This window comes from Streptomyces sp. GQ60 (assembly GCF_059758875.1).
The window spans coordinates 101953-120078 of sequence record NZ_JCAXEG010000010.1; the positions used below are offsets into that span (position 1 = coordinate 101953).

Sequence of the window (18126 nt, forward strand, 5' to 3'; positions counted from 1 at the left end):
CCTTCGGCAGGGGCTCCTCCCGGCCACTCGGAGGGGCGCAACCAACCACCCCAGGATGTCCCTCATGTCTGGTGTGCCGGGAACGAACCCCGGCCCGTTCAGGAGGAACCCCATGCGCAAGGCACTTACCTTCTCGGCGATCGCCCTCGCCTCGTCTATGGCCCTGGCCGTCCCCACCGCCGCGTTCGCCGCCGACTCCGTCCCGACGGCGGCGAGCAGCCCCGCCACCGGCACGGTCTCCGCGCCGGTGGCCCTGAAGCTCTCGACCTCCTCGGCCAAGGCCGGCGACTCCGTCCAGCTCTCGATGGAGGTCCCGGACGGCTCGACGAACCTGGCCGTCTCCTCCAAGGCCCTGGACGGCGTCAAGATGACCGACGGCCGCGGCGCCACCGCCACCGTCGCCAAGGTCCCGGCCGGCACCTACGGCGTCGCCCTCACCGGCACGGGCCCCGACGGCAGGAAGCTCCAGGCCACCGCGCAGCTCACGGTCAAGGCCGACGTCCCGAAGCCGACCGAGTCCACCGTCATCCTGTCCAAGGACAACGGCAAGCCGGGCGACAAGATCCAGGTCACCATCAAGACGGCGGCGAACGAGAAGAGCGCGTTCGTCAAGTCCGACGCCTTCGGCGGCCAGGTCAACCTGAAGAACGACGGCAAGGGCGTCTGGACCGGCACCGCGGTCGTCGCCAAGGACGTCAAGTCCGGCTACTACGGCGTCGAGGCGTACGCGGGCGGCAAGAAGTTCGACACCGTCAAGTTCTCCACCGACGCCACCGGCCCGGTCAACCCGACGCCGAAGCCGAAGCCGGTCGACCCGAGCCACCACAAGACCCCCAAGGGTTCCGTGAACACCGGCCAGGCCCCGCTCGGCCGGGTCCCCTCGGACGCCGCGAACCATGGCTGAGCAGTCCGCCCCTGACCGCGCCCCCCGCCGGAGCGGCCGCGCCCTGCGCGTGGCCGCCCTGGCGGGCGCCTCGGCGCTCACGGTCCTCCTGATCTCGTCCTGCTCCTCCGGCGGCGGCGCCGGCGGCGCGGTCGAGAACAACGCGGCAGACGCCAAGGCCGCCTCGGTGCTGAACGCCTCCGTCCCGGACCGCATCGTGATCCCGGACATCAAGGTCGACGCCCCGCTCGACGCCGTCGGACTCGACGCCCGGGGCGCCATGCAGGAGCCCGACTTCGCCAAGCCCCAGGACGCGGCCTGGTACAAGGAGGGCCCGACCCCCGGGGAGAAGGGCGCGGCCGCCATCGTCGGGCACATGGACACCCCCCGGGCGCCCGAGGCCGTCTTCTACAACCTCAAGAAGCTGAAGAAGGACGAGAAGATCGAGGTCCACCGCGACGACGGCTCCACCGCCGTCTTCGCCGTCGACGAGGTCGACACGTTCAAGAAGGACCGGTTCCCGACCGACAAGGTCTACGGGGACACCCACGGCAAGGCCGAGCTGCGCGTCATCACCTGCGGCGGCAACCTCACCAAGGACCGCCACTGGGACGCCAACGTCGTGGTGTTCGCCCACCTCGTCGGCCGGGAATAGCCCTTCTGACCCACCCCCTCCGACCGGGCGCCTACTTGGCTACGGCGAAGCGCATGAGGGCCTGCTCGTCGCCCGGCTTGATCTTTCCGGTCTCGTTGATGACGTGCAGCTTCCAGCCGGACCCGTCCCGGACCGCCTTGGCCACGGCGCAGCCGTTGTCCGAGCCGAGCAGGCTCGGCCAGATGTCGGCGACCTGCTGGGTGCTGCCGCCCGTGCCGTCGTACACCTTGAAGCTGATGTTGCGGGCGCTCTGGAAGGAGCTGCCCTTCTTGTACGCGGCGGCGACGAAGACGATGGACGTGACGTTGCCCGGTACCCGGGAGAACTCGACGGTCACCGTCTCGTCGTCGCCCTCGCCGTGGCCGGTCTGGTTGTCCCCGCTGTGGAGCAGCGAGCCGTTGCCCATGGGATCCAGGGAGTCGAGACCGGCGAGGCGGACCGGGTCCGCGCCCTGCATCGCGATCGCGATCAGGTCCAGGTCGGTTCCGATCTTCCGCTTGAACTTGCCCATCAGGCCGCCGCTGCTGCCCACGGTGGGGTCCCACGAGACCCCGATGGACAGGTGGGTTACGCCGCCCAGGTCCGCGGGGCCGTCTTCCTTGGTGAGCGTGATCATGCGTAATCCTCACAAATAGCAGTGCGATACCGACTCGTGAAGTCTGCCTGAAGCCGGTTCGTTTGCGGAGCCGCCCGACGCACGCGATACCTTCAGGGCCTCGGCGTCCGGTGTTCCGCGGATGCCGTACGGCGCGGTACGCGGTACGGCGCGGTACATCGCAGTACAGCATGGAGGCAGCAGCGTGAGCGTGCGAGTGACGGCGGCCCAGGACGGCGTGGACCCCTTCGGCACGGCCCGGCTGCGACGCGGGGTGCTCGACGCCTGGGGCGCGGGCCCGGCCCGCTTCCGCGAGGACGCCAACGCCGAGGAGGACCTGGCGCTCGGCGGCTACCGCGACCGGCTCGTCGTGGAACTCGCGCAGAACGCCGCCGACGCGGCCGCCCGCGCCGGGGTCCCCGGCCGGCTGCGCCTCACCCTGCACGCCGGCACCGACCAGCCCGACGGGCACGCGCTGCTCGCCGTCTCCAACACCGGCTCCCCGCTGGACGCCACCGGCGTGGAATCGCTGTCCACGCTGCGCGCCTCCGCCAAGCGCGACGACTCCTCCGGCAGCGTCGGCCGCTTCGGCGTCGGCTTCGCCGCCGTCCTGGCCGTCTCCGACGAGCCCGCCGTCCTCGGCCGGCACGGCGGGGTGCGCTGGTCCCTGGCCGAGGCCCGCGAGCTGGCCCGGGGCGCCGCCGTCGGCAGCTCCGGGCTCGGCGAGGAGCTGCGCCGCCGCGACGGCCACGTCCCGCTGCTGCGCCTGCCGCTGCCCGCCGAGGGAACCGCGCCCGAGGGCTACGACACCGTCGTGGTCCTCCCGCTGCGCGACGCCGCCGCCGAGGAGCTGGCCGGACGGCTGCTCGCCGCCGTCGACGACGCCCTGCTGCTGACCCTGCCGGGGCTGGCCGAGGTCGTCGTGGACACCCCCACCGGGGGCGTACGGACGCTGACGCGCCGCACCGAAGGCCCGTACACCGTCATCGCCGACTCCGCCTCGGACACCGCGTCCGGCCCCAGGCGATGGCGCACCGTGCGCAGCTCCGGCCCCATCGAGAAGGCGCTGCTCGCGGACCGGCCCGTCGAGGAACGGCTGCGGCCCGTCTGGGCGGTGTCCTGGTCCGTGCCCGTCGACGCCGAAGGCGCCCCGGTCCGCCCCTCGACCGCGGCCGTGGTGCACGCGCCGACCCCGACCGACGAACCCCTGGGCATCCCCGCGCTGCTCATCGCGACCCTGCCGCTGGACACCACCCGCCGGCACCCCGCGCCGGGGCCGCTGACCGACTTCCTCGTGGAGCGCGCGGCCGACGCGTACGCCGAACTGCTGGGCTCCTGGGACCCGGTGAGCACCGCGCTCGTGGACCTCGTACCCGGGCCGCTCGGCAAGGGCGAGCTCGACGGGGCCCTGCGCGCCGCGGTCATCGCGCGGCTGCCCCGTACGGCCTTCCTCGCGCCCGCCGCCCCCGCCGGGGAGCCCGGAGAGGCCGGAGAGCCCGGACAGGCCGGGGAGCGGGCCGCCCTGCGCCCCTTCGAGGCCGAGGTGGTGGAGGGCGCGGGCGCCGAGACCGTACGGGTCCTCGCGGAGGTACTGCCGACCCTGCTCCCGGCCGGGCTGGAGCGCCGCCCCGAGCTGCGCGTCCTGGGGGTGGGCCGGCTGCCGCTGGGCGAGGCCATCGAGCGGATCGCGGGCATCGAGCGGACCCCGGAGTGGTGGTACCGGCTCTACGACAGCCTCGCCGGGGTCGACCCGGACCGGCTCTCCGGCCTTCCCGTGCCGCTGGCCGACGGGCGCACCGCGATCGGGCCCCGGCACCTGCTGCTGCCCGGCGCGGACGCCCCGCGGTCGGGCACCCCGCAGAGCCTGGCCCGGCTCGGCCTGAAGGTGGCGCACCCGGACGCGGTGCACCCGCTGCTGGAGAAGCTCGGCGCGCTGCCGGCGAGCCCGCGCGCCGTCCTGACCACCCCGCAGGTGCGGGCGGCCGTCGCGGCCTCCCTGGACTCCGGGGAGATCTGGGACGAGGACGCCCTCGACCCCGAGGAGCTGGCCGACATCGTTCTCGGCCTGGTGCGCGACGCCGAGCTCTCCCCCGGCGACGAGCCGTGGCTGGGCGCGCTCGCCCTGCCCGACGAGGACGGCGAGCCGACCCCGGCCGGCGAGCTCCTGCTGCCCGGCTCACCGCTGGCCTCCGTGGTCCGCGAAGACGAGATCCCTTACGTGGACGCCGAGTTGGTGGAGCGCTGGGACGAGCGGACCCTCACGGCCGTGGGCGTGCTCGCCACCTTCCAGCTGGTCCGGGCCACCGACGTGGTCCTGGACCCCGACGAACTGGAGCCCCGCGACGGGGACTTCGCCGAGCCCGACGACGCCGGGCTGCTCGACGCGGTCGACGTCTGGTGCGAGGACCTCCTGGACCAGCTCCCCGACACCCCCGTGCCGCCGGTCGCCACCGAGCTGGTCGCCGTACGGGACCTCGACCTGGTCGACGACGACTGCTGGCCGCAGGCCCTGGCCATGCTGGCGCAGCCTCCCCTCCGGGACGCCCTGACCCAGCCCGTGCGGGTCCTACTGCCCGACGGCACCACCCGCTCCGTGCGCTCGTACACCGCCTGGTGGCTGCGCGACCACCCGGTCCTGGACGGCCGCCGCCCGGCCGGCCTGCGCTCGGCGGGCGGCGACCCGCTGCTGGCCGGCCTCTACACCCCGGCGGACGCCACCGGCTTCGAGGACGAGCAGGTCCTGCGGGCCCTGGGCGTACGCACCACCGTGCCCGCCCTGCTGGAGGAGCCGGGCGGCGCCGCCGAGCTGCTGGGCCGCCTCGCCGACCCGGACCGGGAGGTCGGCGGACGCCAACTGCACGGCCTGTACGGGGCGCTGGCCGAGCTGGACCCCGAGCAGGTGACCCTGCCCGACGAGCTGCGCGCGGTCGTGGACGGCGAGGTGGTCGTGGTGGACGCGGCCGAGGCGCTGATCGCGGACGCCCCGGACCTGCTCCCCCTGACGGCCGGCCTCCCGCTGCTGCCCGTGGCCCCGGCCCGGGCCGCCGACCTGGCGGAGCTGCTCCAGGTCCGGCGCCTCTCGGAGACGGTCCCGGCGGAGGTGACCACCGAGGGCGAGGAGCACGAGGTCCCCGAACCGGTGCACCAGCTCCTGGGCCCGGCCACCCCCAAGAGCTACGTGGAGCACGAGGAGCTCCTGGCGGGCGGCATCGAACTCGACTGGCGCCGCACCCCTGACGGCACCCTGCACGCCTCCACCCTGGAGGGCGTCGCGGCGGCCCTCGCATGGGCGGCGGGCCAGTGGCCGCGCCGCTTCGAGGTGGCGGCCCTGCTGGAGGACCCGTCCCGGACGGCGGAGTTGGCCCGGGACCGCTGGTTCGACTGACCCGCGCATCCGCCTGTACAGCCGTCCGGCCATGTCAGGGATCATGCGGGCATGTCCTCTTCCCCTGTCCTGACCGGGCGCGGCGCCGACAGCGGCACGTCAGCCACCGTCGAAGCCGGCCACCTGCGGATCCAGCGGGGTCCGCAGTACACGCTCATCCCCCTCGCGGCCGTGCAAGAGGTCCGCGCGGGGGGCGGGTTGCTCGTCGAGGTCGTGCTGACCGACGGCGCCGTCCACCGGCTGAACGGCGCCAACCCGACCGCCACCACGGCCTTCGCCGCCGCCCTCGACCGCGCCCTTCCCGAGGACCGGGACCCGGCCGGCAGCGCCCTGGTCACCACCGGTTCGGCATCCGGGGAGGAGGAACCGCACTGGCGCGGGGACGACGCGAGGGCCTCGCTCGGCACGGACCGGCTGCGCATCGTCCGGGGCGCGCGGAAGACCGACATCCCGCTCGCCGCCGTCCAGGAGGCGCGGGTCGAGGGCGAGCGGGTCCTCCAGGTCGTCCTGACCGACGGCGCCACCCTCCAGCTCCCGGGCGGAAAGCCGGCCGCCACCGCGGCCTTCGCCGAAGCCGTCAACGGCGCCCTCCCGCAGGAACGGGACCCGGCCGGCAGCGCCCTGGCCACCACCGAGTCCCATTCCGGCGGGGAGCCGCTCCGGATCGTCTGGAGATCCGCGGCCTGGCCCGCAGGCCTCGTGCTGGCCTACCTCGGCTACACGATCTGGGCCGGCGTCACCCACGGAGCGTTCGAAGCGGTCTCGGTGGCCGTCATCGGCATACCGGTCTTCCTCGGCCTGGCCGCCGTCACCGCCGGGGTCTTCATGGTGTCCGTGCGGGTGGCCCTGGCCCGGCGCGGCATCACGGTCGAGGCCGTCCGCGCCGTCGACCCGCAGGGAAGCCCGCAGGGAAGCCCGCAGCCCCGGTACGAGTTCACCGCCACGGACGGCCTCACGTACACGCACCACACCCGCAAGCACAGGACGCCGACCCTCCACGTCGTCTACGACGCCCTGCGCCCCTACCGCACGAAGGTCCCTGGTTCCCTCATCCCGGTGGTGGCGAGATACACCGTCGCCTTCGCCTGCGCGCTCGGGATGCTCGCCCTCGGCGCGTTCATGACCTACGAGACCTTCCGGTGATCCCACCGGGCGCCGGGCCCGTCACCCCACCGGCGTCAGCAGGGCGTCCGCGATGGCCGTCCGGGCGTACAGGACCGAGCGGCCGGCGCGGTGGCCGGTGACCAGGCCCGCGTCGCGCAGGGCCGTGAGGTGCTGGGAGACCGCGGCGGCGGACAGGCCGCTGTGCCGGGCCAGTTGGGTGGTGGAGGCCGGCGTGTCCAGTTCGGCGAGCAGCAGGGTCCGGGAGCGGCCCAGTACGGCGGCCACCGCATCGGTGGCCTTGGCGGCGCGGGGCTCCCAGAGGGTGCCGGTCCCCCGGGCCGGGTAGGCCAGTTGGAGGGGATCGGGGGCCACCGAGCGGGTCAGGATCCGGGGCCAGGCGAAGGCCGAGGGCACCAGCAGCAGTCCGGCGCCGGTCTGGTCGCGGGTCAGTGCGCAGTGCCGGCGGACCATGCGCAGGGTTCCGGCGTCCCAACTGACGGTGTCGTGGAGCTCGTTGAGGACGTGGGCGGAGCCGTGCTCGGCGACCTGCCGGGCCCGGTGGAACACGTCGGCTTCGAGGAGCTGGCGGACCCTGGGCCAATAGGGAGCGAGCGCGAGCTCCCAGTAGGTCTCGATCTCGTCGGTGACCTTCTCCAGTACGGCTCCGGGGTCCTCGTGGAGCAGCCTCAGGCGGGCCGCCGGGCGGGCACCCGCGCCTCGGGACTTGTCCGCGATCGTGTCCAGGTCGAAGCGCACGTTCTCCGGGCCGCTGCCGCGGATGGCCGCCAGCTCGGAGGCCAGTTCCGGGAAGGGGCCGGCCGGGGTCGGGTTGAGGAAGTCCGCGAGGTAGCCCGTGCCCGGGATCAGCGCGGCGAGCCAGCCCCGGTCCAGGCCCGCACGGTGCAGCCGGGGCCGCACCTGCGCGGCCCAGCGGCGGTGCAGCGGCGGATCGGTCTCGGTGTTCAGCAGCCGGAAGCTGGTGACGACCTCCCACATCGGAGACACCGCGAAGCGGGTCTGCGCCAGGTCGGCCGCGGAGAAGTTCAGTTCGTATTCCATGGTCCCGCCCCATCGCTCCGCGACCCGTCACCCCGTTGGATTCGGCCCCAGCTTAATCAATAGGAACCGCGGCCGTCCCGGCGCAGGCTCCTGTCATGCCCTCCTCCTTCCGCGGTCTTCCGCCCCTCGTCTGGAACCTGTTCGCCGGTTCGATCATCAACCGGCTCGGCTACCTCGTCACCCCGTTCCTGGTCTTCCTCCTCGCCGACCGGGGCATCACCGGCTCCGACATCTCCTTCGTGCTCGGCGCGCTCGGCGCCGGCCACCTGCTCGGCCCGGCCGTCGGCGGGCTACTGGCCGACCGGATCGGCCGTCGTCCGACCATGCTGATCGGGCTCATCGGCTCCGCCGTCGCCCAGGGCGCGCTGTTCCTGGCCCCGGGACTCTGGACGATGGCCGCCTCCGCGCTGCTGCTCAGCACCGCCGGAGCCACCGTCCCGCCCGCCGCGTTCGCCCTGCTGGCCGACGCGGTGGACAGCGGTTGGCGGCAGAAGGCGTACGCCCTGTTCAACTGGGGCGTCAACATCGGCACGGCGGTCGCCGGCGTCCTCGGCGGCTTCCTCGCCGCACACGGCTACTGGCTGCTCTTCGCCGTCGACGCCGGTTCGGCGCTCCTCTACGCCGTCGTGGTCGCGACCCGGCTGCGCGAGCCGGCCCGCACCGCTCCGGCCAAGGCCACGGGCCTGGGCTACGGGGTCGTCCTGCGCGACCGGCTGCTGCTCCTGCTGCTCCCGCTGCTCGGGGTCCAGTTGTTCGTGTACTCGCTGACCGAGGTGGCGCTGCCGCTGGCCGTTCGCGACAGCGGGTTCTCGCCGGCCGTGTACGGGGCCCTGGCGGCCGTCAACGCCGTCCTGGTGGTGGCCCTGCAGCCGTACGTGACGAGCAGGCTGTCGGGACTGCCGCGGCTCCCGGTGCAGGCCGCGGGCAGCGCACTGATCGCCGTCGGGGTGGCGCTGACCGGGCTCGCGGACTCCGTCACCGGGTACGTGGTCTCGGTGGTCGTCTGGTCGCTCGGCGAGCTGGCCGTGGCCGGCATCGCGGCCTCCCTGGTCGCCGACCTGGCTCCCGCCGACGCCCGGGGCCGCTACCAGGGCGCCTTCAGCTGGACCTGGGGCACGGCCCGCTTCGCCGCCCTCACCCTGGGCGTCGCCCTCTACACCGGGGTCGGGCCGGCGGTCCTGTGGTGGGGGGCCCTCGTGGCGGGGCTGCTCGCCGCGGTGGCGATCCTGGGCCTGCGCAGCCGGATCGCACACCGTACGAAGCAGGCCCACGAGCTGGCGGCGTAGAGCAACCCAGGGAGCTAGACCGCCACGACCACGACAGGGTGCCCCGACAGGAGCCGCCCCAGGTCGTCCACGTCAGAGGTGAACACCGTGACCTGCGCGCCTCGCCTCGACTTCGCGACGGCGACGGCAGCGAGGACGGCGTCGATGGCGTACTTGTGGCCGTGCAGCCCCGCCTCCGTGAGGAGTGCACGAGCGATACCGACGACCGGATCATCCGCGTGGACGACTTCGATGCGGGACAGGGACCAGTCCCAGAGCCGGGGCGCCTTGCCCGGCCGTGGATCCCATGCCTCCAACGTCGTGAGCCCGGAGGTGACGACCGGCGCCTTGCGCTCCCAGGCCTTGTTGACCAGACCGACGATGGCCCGGTCCCCGCGCACCGCCTTGGACAGTGCCTCGGAGTCGAAGACGAACAGCCTCGGGCGATGAACGGCCGCGGGCTTCGGGCGGGGCGTCATGCCGCAGCCTGCCCTGGGTCGCGGGTCACCTCGGCTCCCGCTCTCAGTGCGTCGTGTTTGGCGTCGATCTCGGCGAGCCAGTCATCCGCGGCACGGAGCTCCTCGTCGGTCAGGGCGCCGTACTCCTCCTGAAGGCCGGCCGACAGCTCACCCAGCTTGTCCACAGCGTCCCTACCGGCCGCCGCTTCCGTGATGTACGCCGACACCCCGCGCGAGTCCACCCGGGAGCGGATGGACTCCAGGAGCTCCTCAGGCACGGTGATCGTGATCTTCTTCGTAGCCATATAGCAAGTATGACCAACTCGCGAGGCGCCCGTCCAGTCCCCTGATGGGTGAACCCCGAGCCACTGGCTACGCCGGGAACCTCCGGTCCACCCACCGGAACGTGAACTCGATGAGGGTGGCCGCGACGGCCGCGATGCCCACGGCGGCCCAGGGCATCACGGCGCCCTCCAGCTTGAGCTGGAAGAAGTCCTGGAGCCAGGGCACGACGAGGACGATCAGGAACGCCCCGCCCATCGCGCCGACCAGGCCCACCCGCCACCACGTGTAGGGGCGGGCGATGATCGCCAGGACCCACATCGAGGTCAGGAACAGCGCGAGGGTAGCGGCACTGGTCTCGGCCTTGAGGGCGTCGGGACCGGTGTAGTGGTGCCGGGCGATCACGTACGTCACGAAGCAGGCGACGGCGGCGATGACCCCGCCCGGGATCGCGTACCGCATCACGCGCTTCACGAAGTGCGGCTTGGCCCGCTCCTTGTTGGGCGCGAGGGCCAGGAAGAAGGCCGGGATGCCGATGGTGAGCGTGGACAGCAGCGTCAGGTGGCGCGGCAGGAACGGGTACTCGACCTGGGAGCAGACCACCAGGACGGCCAGCAGCACCGAGTAGACCGTCTTCGTGAGGAAGAGGGTGGCGACGCGGGTGATGTTGCCGATGACCCGGCGGCCCTCGGCCACCACCGAAGGCAGCGTGGAGAAGCTGTTGTTGAGGAGGACGATCTGCGCGACCGCCCGGGTGGCCTCCGAACCCGATCCCATGCTGACGCCGATGTCGGCGTCCTTGAGCGCGAGCACGTCGTTGACCCCGTCGCCGGTCATGGCGACCGTGTGGCCCCTGGACTGGAGGGCGGCGACCATGTCGCGCTTCTGCTGCGGGGTGACCCGCCCGAAGACGGCGTTCTCGTCGAGGACGTCGGCCATGTCGCCCCGGTCGGTGGGGAGCGTGCGCGCGTCGACGGTGTTCTCGGCGCCGGGCAGGCCCAGCTTGCCGGCGACCGCGCCGACCGAGACGGCGTTGTCCCCGGAGATGACCTTGGCCTTGACGTCCTGGTCCTCGAAGTAGCGCAGGGTGTCGGCGGCGTCGGGGCGCAGCCGCTGCTCCAGGACGACGAGGGCGGTCGGCTTGACCCCGGTGGCCACGGCCGGGTCGTCGAGTTCGAGGGTGGCCCGGCCCAGCAGGAGGACCCGTAGGCCCTGCTCGTTGAGCTCGTTGATCTCCTCCAGGGCCGGGTCCCCGGCCGGGAGCAGCACGTCGGGGGCGCCGAGCAGCCAGGTGTTGTTCTCGCCGTCGCCCTCGCTGAAGCTGGCGCCGCTGTACTTGCGGGCGGAGGAGAAGGGCAGCGATTCGGTGCAGCGCCACACGGCGCTGTCGGGGTAGGCGTCGATGATCGCCTGGAGGCTGGCGTTGGGGCGCGGGTCGCTCTCGCCGAGCGCGCCGAGCACCTTCTTGACGTACGCGGCGTCCGCGCCGCCGAGCGGCCTGCACTCGGTGACGTCCATGCCGCCCTCGGTGAGGGTGCCGGTCTTGTCGAGGCAGACCACGTCCACGCGGGCGAGCCCCTCGATGGCGGGCAGCTCCTGGACCAGGCACTGCTTGCGGCCGAGCCGGATGACGCCGATGGCGAAGGCGACCGAGGTGAGGAGGACGAGCCCTTCGGGGATCATCGGGACGATGCCCCCGACCGTGCGGGCGATGGCGTCCTTGAGGTTGTTGTCCTTGACGATCAGCTGGCTGATGATCAGGCCGATGGAGGTCGGGACCATCATCCACGTGACGTACTTGAGGATGGTGGAGATGCCGGACCGCAGCTCGGAGTGGACGAGCGTGAAGCGGGAGGCCTCTTCGGCGAGCTGGGCCGCGTAGGCCTCGCGGCCGACCTTGGTGGCGGTGAAGGCGCCGCCGCCGGCGACGACGAACGAGCCGGACATGACCGGGTCGCCGGGCTTCTTCAGGACGGGGTCGGCCTCGCCGGTCAGGAGGGATTCGTCGATCTCCAGCCCGTCGGCCTCGCCGACGACCCCGTCGACGACGACCTTGTCGCCGGGTCCGAGCTCGATGACGTCGTCGAGGACGATCTCGGAGGTGGAGATCTCGGCGGTACGGGCGTCGCGCCGGACGCTGGGTTTGGCCTCGCCGATGACCGCGAGGCTGTCCAGGGTCTTCTTGGCCCGCATTTCCTGGATGATGCCGATGCCGGTGTTCGCGATGATCACGAAGCCGAACAGGCTGTCCTGGATCGGGGCGACGAAGAACATGACCACCCACAGGACGCCGATGATGGCGTTGAAGCGGGTGAAGACGTTGGCGCGGACGATGTCGGCCGTGGAGCGGCTGCTGCGGACGGGGACGTCGTTGACGGCTCCGCGGGCGACGCGCTCGGCGACTTCGGCGGTGGACAGCCCGGCCGGCTTGAAGCGGGGTGCGGGCGGCTGGACCGGGTGGACGGGATCGAGCTCGGCGCCCGCGTCGATGGCGGTCCCGGCGGCCGTACCGCCACCGCCGCCCGGCTCCGGTCCGTCTGGTTCGATCCTCGCCCGCTGCGTCATGCTTTCGACGGTAAAGGGCGATTCAGGGGTTCACCCGCCGAGAGGTACGAAGATCCGACTTTGGGATGAGCCGAATCCTCCCCTGGTAGCCCTGCGAAATCGCCCCGGGCGGGCTAGCCCGCCTGAGGTGACGGGGCCGACGGGCCGCCTTCGTTCCGAGCGGCCAGCTCAGCCGCGTGCCGCTTCAGCGCCGCATCGCGGCCGCGGACGTACCAGAGGCCGATCAGGCCGAGGACCCCGCCGACCGCGCACGTCCAGACCCACCACAGCATGCCCCGGTCCGCGAACCAGCCGTAGAAGGGGAGCTGGAAGAGGAAGAGGGCGAACCAGATGATCGTGCCGCCCGCGACGGTTCCGACGATCGGACCCTCGAGGGGCTCGGGGGCCTCGTGCTGCGCAGTCCATTTCGCCATGCGGCCAAGTCTAGGCCGGTCGGCGGCAGGTCTACGCGCGGAGATAGACGCCTCTTCGTTCATGTGTTCATACTGAAACGGTTTGGGCTTGGCCCGATTTCGCTGTATGAAACCACCACTGAGGACCAGGACCCCCATGAGCACGTCGGCCCCCGTGGACCGCTACTTCAAGATCTCCGAGCGCGGCTCGACCCTCGGCCGCGAGGTCCGCGGCGGGTTCGCCACCTTCTTCGCGATGGCCTACATCATCGTGCTGAACCCGATCATCCTGGGCAGCGCGAAGGACATGTACGGGAACCAGCTCGACGGCGGCCAGCTCGTCACCGCCACCGTGCTGACCGCGGCCTTCACCACCCTGCTGATGGGCGTGATCGGCAACGTCCCGATCGCGCTCGCGGCCGGCCTCGGCGTCAACACCGTCGTCGCCCTCCAGCTCGCCCCGCGCATGAGCTGGCCCGACGCCATGGGCATGGTGGTCCTGGCGGGCTTCGTGGTGATGCTGCTGGTCGCCACCGGCCTGCGCGAGCGGGTCATGAACGCCGTCCCGCTCGGCCTGCGCAAGGGCATCGCGATCGGCATCGGCCTGTTCATCATGCTGATCGGCCTGGTCGACTCGGGCTTCGTCAGCCGCATCCCGGACCTCGCGCACACCACGGTCCCGATCCAGCTCGGCAGCAACGGCCACCTGCACGGCTGGCCCGTACTGGTCTTCGTCGTCGGCGTCCTGCTGACGCTGACGCTGATCATCCGCAAGACCCCCGGCGCGATCCTGATCTCCATCGTGGCCATGACCGTCGCCGCCCTGGTGATCCAGCTGATCACCGAGCTCCCGGACACGGCCTGGGGCCTGACGGTCCCCGAATGGCCGGGCAACCCGGTGGCCGCGCCCGACTTCGGCCTCATCGGCCAGGTCAGCCTGTTCGGCGGCTTCGGCAAGGTCGGCATGCTCACCGGCGTCCTGTTCGTCTTCACCGTGCTGCTGTCCTGCTTCTTCGACGCGATGGGCACCATCCTCGGCGTCGGCGACGAGGCGAAGCTGACGAAGCCGGACGGCTCCTTCCCCGGCATCAACCGGGTCCTGTTCGTGGACGGCATGGCCGTCGCCGCGGGCGGCGCCTCCTCCTCCTCGGCCACCACCTGCTTCGTGGAGTCCACGGCCGGCGTCGGCGAGGGGGCCAGGACGGGCCTGGCGAACATCGTGACGGGCGGCCTGTTCACCGTGTCGCTGTTCCTCACGCCGCTCGCCACGATGGTCCCCTCACAGGCGGCCACCCCCGCCCTCGTCGCGGTCGGCTTCCTGATCATGGCCGGCTCGGTCAGGGACATCGACTGGAACGACTTCACCATCGCCGTCCCGGCCTTCCTGGCCATGGTGATGATGCCGTTCACGTACTCGATCACCAACGGCATCGGCATCGGCTTCGTGGCCTTCTCCGTGCTGCGACTGGCGACCGGTCGGGGCCGCGAGGTCCCGGTGGCCATGTACGTCGTGTCGGCGGTCTTCGTCTTCTACTACGCGATGCCGGCACTGGGCCTCACGTAACCCCCGCCCCCGAGGGCACCCGGAGTCGGGACGCGGGCTCAGGTGAGCCCGTAGAACTTCTCCGTCTCGTCGACGGCCGCCTTGAAGCGTTCGTCGAAATCGTCGCGAATGAGCGTCCGGACCACATAGTCCTGGACGCTCATTCCGCGTTTGGCGGCATGAGTCCGGAGCCTGTCGAGGAGCTCCCCGTCTATGCGCATGCTCAGCACATGTGTCCCCATGCCGAAAGAGTCGGGGCACAGGGCATGGACGCGTGTCACTTTCCGGAGCCGTCTCACCCGTACGAGTGACACCAGATAAGTGGTGTTCCTTAGGCAGGGTAATGAGTTACTCTAAAGAACATGCATGACCTTTCCCATGGTGACGACGCAGCCGCCGTGAACGACCTCCGCTCCGCCGTCATGCGGCTGGGCCGGCGCCTCAAGCACCAGCGTGTCGACGAATCGCTGAGCCCGACCGAGATGTCGGTCCTCGGCACCCTCGCCCGCTGCGGCCACGCCACCCCCGGTGAGCTGGCCCGGCGCGAGCACGTACAGCCGCCGTCCATGACGCGGATCGTCGCGTTGCTGGAAGCCAAGGGACTGGTCACGCTGGAACCGCACCCCGACGACCGCCGCCAGAAGGTGGTCCGCCAGACGGAGGAGGCCGAAGCGATGCTCGAAGAGAGCCGTCGCAAGCGCAACGCCTTCCTCGCCGGGCTCGCGGCCGAGCTGACCGAGGACGAATGGGCGAAGCTGCGCGAAGCCGCGCCCGTCCTGGACAAGCTCGCGCACCTATAGGAACGACGCCAGGAGGCGAACCTTTTTGAGTACGGGACCCGGAGCAGACTCCGCCCCCGGCCACACATCCACCACGACGCGCACGCCCGGCACCAAGAAGAACTCGAATCCCCACTCGATGTTCAGCTCGCTGAAGATCAGGAACTACCGGCTCTTCGCCACGGGCCAGGCCGTCTCGAACACCGGCACCTGGATGCAGCGCATCGCCCAGGACTGGCTGGTCCTGTCGCTGACCGGATCCGCCTCCGCGGTCGGCATCACCATCGCCCTGCAGTTCCTGCCGATGATGCTCTTCGGGCTCTACGGAGGCGTACTCGCCGACCGGCTCCCCAAGCGGCCGCTGCTGCTCTGCACCCAGGCCGCCATGGGCCTCACCGGCCTCGCACTCGGTGTCCTCACCCTCGCCGGCCACGTCAGCGTCTGGCACGTCTACCTCGCCGCCTTCCTCCTCGGCCTGGTCACCGTCGTGGACAACCCGGCCCGCCAGACCTTCGTCCCCGAGATGGTCGGCAAGGACCAGGTGGCCAACGCGGTCAGCCTGAATTCGGCCAACTTCCAGTCCGCGCGACTGATCGGACCGGCCATCGCCGGTGTCCTCATCACCGCCGTCGGCTCCGGCTGGGCCTTCCTGCTCAACGGCCTGTCCTTCGCGGCGCCGATCGCGGCCCTGCTGCTGATGCGGACCCGCGACCTGCACCGGGTCGAGGTCCAGCCGCGCGCCAAGGGCCAGCTCCGGGAAGGCCTGCGGTACGTCGCCGGGCGGCCCGAGCTGATCTGGCCGATCGTCCTCGTCGGCTTCATCGGCACCTTCGGCTTCAACTTCCCGATCTGGCTGTCGGCCTTCGTCAGCAAGGTCTTCCACGGCGACGCGGGCACGTACGGGCTCTTCAACACCCTGATCGCGGCGGGCTCCCTGGCGGGCGCACTGCTGGCGGCCCGGCGGGGCCTGTCCCGCCTGCGGCTGCTGGTCGCGGCGGCGGTGCTCTTCTCCGTCCTCCTGCTGGTGACGGCCTTCGCACCGAGCTTCTGGCTGTTCGCGGCGCTGCTGGTCCCGATCGGGGTCTTCGGCCTGACGGTGAACGTCACCGCGAACTCCAGCGTCCAGATGGCCACCGACCCCGAGATGCGGGGCCGGGTGATGGCCCTGTTCATGATGGTCTTCACCGGTGGCACGCCGATCGGGGCCCCGCTGGTCGGCTGGGTCACGGACACCTACGGCGCGCGGATCGGCATGGCCGCCGGCGGAGTGGTCTCGCTGGCCGCCGCCGTCACGATCGGCCTCGTCCTCTCCCGCATCGGCAACCTCCGCCTCAGCGTGAACCGCCACGGCGTCGCCTTCGTCCCCTCGGACCGCCGCCGCCAGCTGGCCACGGCTGCGTGACGCACCCGGCGCGACCGGATCGCCTTCCGGGCGATCCGGTCCCGCCGGCCGACATCCAGCCCCGCCGGCGTGCGAGGCACAGGGGGACCGGGGACCGGTCCCCGGCAACGGCGCCGCACGGCGACCACCTCGCTAGTCTCGGAACCATGAGACTGTTCGCAGCCGTCATCCCGCCCGAGGCGGCCATCTCGGAACTGGCCGAGGCCGTCCGCGGCCTACAGGACGACCGCCTCCGCTGGACCGCGGAAGCGGGCTGGCACTTCACGCTCGCCTTCATGGGCGAGGTCCGCGACGAGGTCCTCCCCGAACTGCACGCCCGCCTCGCCCGGGCCGCGGCCCGCACCGCGCCCTTCCCGCTCCGGATCCACGGCTCCGGCCACTTCGGCCACCGCTCCCTGTGGGCCGGCGCCGCCGGGGACCTCGACGCCCTGCGCATGCTCGCCGAGCGCGCCGACGCCGCCGCCCGGCGCTCCGGGGTGCCCATGGACCAGCACCACCGCTACACCCCCCACCTCACCCTCGGCCGGCTCCGCGACGAGCGGCACGACGTCCGCCCCTACTGCACGGCCCTGGCCTCCTTCGAGGGCACCGCCTGGCAGGTCGGCGAGCTCAGCCTGGTCCGCAGCAACCTGCCCGACTCCGGCGTCCCCGGCGAACGGCCCCGCTACGAGGTCGTCGGCTCCTGGGAACTGGGAGAGCCCGCCCCTCCGTACGAAGGGCGGGCCCGGTCGCGTTAGGCTCGACGGGTGGATCCCAAGACCAGAAACCGCGTCATGGCCGGTGTGCTCGTACTGATGTTCCTCGTGGTGGCGGTGGCCGCCGCGGTGGGCCAGTAGGCCGGCGGGCCCGTAGACCGCCGCTTACCAGGCGAACGCCTCCGGAGCGGGCCCCGGCCCCGGGAAGACCTCGTCCAGCCCCGCCAGCACCTCCGGCGACAGCTCCAGCTCCACCGCGCGCAGCGCGGACGCGAGCTGCTCCGGCGTACGCGGCCCGACGATCGGGCCCGTGACCCCGGGACGCGTCAGCAGCCATGCCAGGGCGACCTCGCCGGGCTCCAGTCCGTGCTTGTCCAGCAGGTCCTCGTACGCCTGCACCTGCGCCCGTACGGAGCTGCTCGCGAGCGCGTCCGCCGAGCGGCCGGTGGCCGTACGGCCCGACTCCGACGCCTTGCGGATGGCCCCGCCCAGCAGCCCCCCGTGCAGCGGGGACCACGGGATGACGCCGAGCCCGTACGCCTCGGCAGCCGGGATGACCTCCAGCTCCGCCCGCCGCTCGGCGAGGTTGTAGAGGCACTGCTCGCTGACGAGGCCGAGCCGCCCCGAGCGCGCCGCGGCCTCGTTGGCCTGGGCGATCTTCCAGCCGGGGAAGTTCGAGGAGCCCGCGTACAGCACCTTCCCCTGCTGGATCAGGACCTCGACGGCCTGCCAGATCTCCTCGAAGGGCGTCAGCCGGTCCACGTGGTGGAACTGGTAGATGTCGATGTAGTCGGTGTTCAGGCGCTTGAGGCTGGCGTCGACGGCCCGCCGGATGTTCAGCGCCGACAGGCGGTCGTAGTTGGGCCACGGGTCGCCCTCGGCGGCCATGCTCCCGTAGACCTTGGTGGCGAGGACCGTCTTCTCGCGACGGCCGCCGCCCTGGCCGAACCAGGTGCCGATGATCTCCTCGGTACGGCCCTTGTTGGCGCCCCACCCGTACACATTTGCCGTACCGAAGAATCCACTTTGACGCCAAGCCTGCAAGGGCCCTAGCGTCGATCCCC

The 18126-nt window shown here is 72.0% G+C and carries 17 protein-coding genes; 9 read left to right on the plus strand and 8 right to left on the minus strand.

Annotated elements, in window-relative coordinates; all coding sequences use genetic code 11:
• Positions 1-112: 112 nt before the first annotated feature.
• Both AC6CKD_RS24280 and AC6CKD_RS24285 read left to right on the plus strand, forming a co-directional pair.
• Positions 113-904 (plus strand): hypothetical protein, encoded by a 792-nt coding sequence (locus tag AC6CKD_RS24280; RefSeq protein WP_498329854.1) that lies wholly within the window; start codon positions 113-115, stop codon positions 902-904.
• On the plus strand, positions 897-1538 hold the full coding sequence (locus tag AC6CKD_RS24285; RefSeq protein WP_498329856.1) for a class F sortase: 642 nt from the start codon (positions 897-899) through the stop codon (positions 1536-1538). The genes AC6CKD_RS24280 and AC6CKD_RS24285 overlap by 8 nt, the downstream gene beginning before the upstream one ends.
• 31 nt (positions 1539-1569) lie before the next feature.
• On the opposite strand, the gene AC6CKD_RS24290 is transcribed toward AC6CKD_RS24285, so the two are convergent.
• Positions 1570-2154: a TerD family protein gene (locus tag AC6CKD_RS24290; RefSeq protein WP_498329858.1), complete on the minus strand. Its 585-nt coding sequence runs from the start codon at positions 2152-2154 to the stop codon at positions 1570-1572.
• Positions 2155-2275: 121 nt separating this feature from the next.
• Here AC6CKD_RS24290 and AC6CKD_RS24295 point away from each other — a divergent pair, with 121 nt between their 5' ends.
• Together AC6CKD_RS24295 and AC6CKD_RS24300 are read left to right on the plus strand one after the other, a co-directional pair.
• Positions 2276-5518, plus strand: a complete 3243-nt coding sequence (locus tag AC6CKD_RS24295; protein WP_498329859.1) for a sacsin N-terminal ATP-binding-like domain-containing protein — start codon at positions 2276-2278, stop codon at positions 5516-5518.
• Positions 5519-5569: 51 nt separating this feature from the next.
• A complete protein-coding gene (locus AC6CKD_RS24300; protein WP_498329860.1) occupies positions 5570-6661 on the plus strand; it encodes a hypothetical protein in 1092 nt (363 codons plus the stop codon).
• 21 nt (positions 6662-6682) lie between these two features.
• On the opposite strand, the gene AC6CKD_RS24305 is transcribed toward AC6CKD_RS24300, so the two are convergent.
• Positions 6683-7681 (minus strand): ArsR/SmtB family transcription factor, encoded by a 999-nt coding sequence (locus AC6CKD_RS24305; RefSeq protein WP_498329862.1) that lies wholly within the window; start codon positions 7679-7681, stop codon positions 6683-6685.
• Positions 7682-7776: 95 nt separating this feature from the next.
• Between AC6CKD_RS24305 and AC6CKD_RS24310 the strand changes: the two genes are divergently transcribed.
• The gene (locus AC6CKD_RS24310; protein ID WP_498329864.1) at positions 7777-8967 is read left to right on the plus strand and encodes an MFS transporter; all 1191 of its coding nucleotides are present in this window, start codon (positions 7777-7779) and stop codon (positions 8965-8967) included.
• 14 nt (positions 8968-8981) lie between these two features.
• On the opposite strand, the gene AC6CKD_RS24315 is transcribed toward AC6CKD_RS24310, so the two are convergent.
• From AC6CKD_RS24315 to AC6CKD_RS24330, 4 genes are all read right to left on the minus strand, one after another.
• Positions 8982-9425: a hypothetical protein gene (locus tag AC6CKD_RS24315; RefSeq protein WP_498329865.1), complete on the minus strand. Its 444-nt coding sequence runs from the start codon at positions 9423-9425 to the stop codon at positions 8982-8984.
• Complete coding sequence (locus tag AC6CKD_RS24320) at positions 9422-9709, minus strand: hypothetical protein (protein WP_498329866.1); 288 nt, start codon at positions 9707-9709, stop codon at positions 9422-9424. Before AC6CKD_RS24320 ends, AC6CKD_RS24315 begins: the two co-directional genes overlap by 4 nt.
• A gap of 67 nt (positions 9710-9776) precedes the next feature.
• The gene (locus tag AC6CKD_RS24325; RefSeq protein ID WP_498329867.1) at positions 9777-12251 is read right to left on the minus strand and encodes an HAD-IC family P-type ATPase; all 2475 of its coding nucleotides are present in this window, start codon (positions 12249-12251) and stop codon (positions 9777-9779) included.
• A gap of 113 nt (positions 12252-12364) precedes the next feature.
• A complete protein-coding gene (locus AC6CKD_RS24330; protein ID WP_498329869.1) occupies positions 12365-12664 on the minus strand; it encodes a DUF2530 domain-containing protein in 300 nt (99 codons plus the stop codon).
• Between the two features lie 136 nt (positions 12665-12800).
• Here AC6CKD_RS24330 and AC6CKD_RS24335 point away from each other — a divergent pair, with 136 nt between their 5' ends.
• Positions 12801-14207, plus strand: coding sequence for an NCS2 family permease (locus AC6CKD_RS24335; protein ID WP_498329870.1), 1407 nt, complete (start codon positions 12801-12803; stop codon positions 14205-14207).
• Between the two features lie 38 nt (positions 14208-14245).
• Here the strand turns inward: AC6CKD_RS24335 and AC6CKD_RS24340 are convergent, their stop codons facing one another.
• Positions 14246-14428 carry a hypothetical protein gene (locus tag AC6CKD_RS24340; protein ID WP_030156886.1) on the minus strand — a complete coding sequence of 61 codons (183 nt, stop codon included), beginning with the start codon at positions 14426-14428 and terminating at the stop codon, positions 14246-14248.
• Positions 14429-14548: 120 nt separating this feature from the next.
• Here AC6CKD_RS24340 and AC6CKD_RS24345 point away from each other — a divergent pair, with 120 nt between their 5' ends.
• From AC6CKD_RS24345 to thpR, 3 genes are all read left to right on the plus strand, one after another.
• Complete coding sequence (locus tag AC6CKD_RS24345) at positions 14549-14986, plus strand: MarR family winged helix-turn-helix transcriptional regulator (RefSeq protein WP_498329872.1); 438 nt, start codon at positions 14549-14551, stop codon at positions 14984-14986.
• Positions 14987-15011: 25 nt separating this feature from the next.
• The gene (locus AC6CKD_RS24350) at positions 15012-16367 is read left to right on the plus strand and encodes an MFS transporter (protein WP_498329873.1); all 1356 of its coding nucleotides are present in this window, start codon (positions 15012-15014) and stop codon (positions 16365-16367) included.
• Between the two features lie 146 nt (positions 16368-16513).
• Positions 16514-17104, plus strand: a complete 591-nt coding sequence (gene thpR / locus AC6CKD_RS24355; protein WP_498329874.1) for an RNA 2',3'-cyclic phosphodiesterase — start codon at positions 16514-16516, stop codon at positions 17102-17104.
• Between the two features lie 123 nt (positions 17105-17227).
• Here thpR and AC6CKD_RS24360 read toward each other — a convergent pair whose 3' ends face one another.
• The gene (locus AC6CKD_RS24360) at positions 17228-18106 is read right to left on the minus strand and encodes an aldo/keto reductase (protein ID WP_498329875.1); all 879 of its coding nucleotides are present in this window, start codon (positions 18104-18106) and stop codon (positions 17228-17230) included.
• Positions 18107-18126 lie beyond the last annotated feature (20 nt).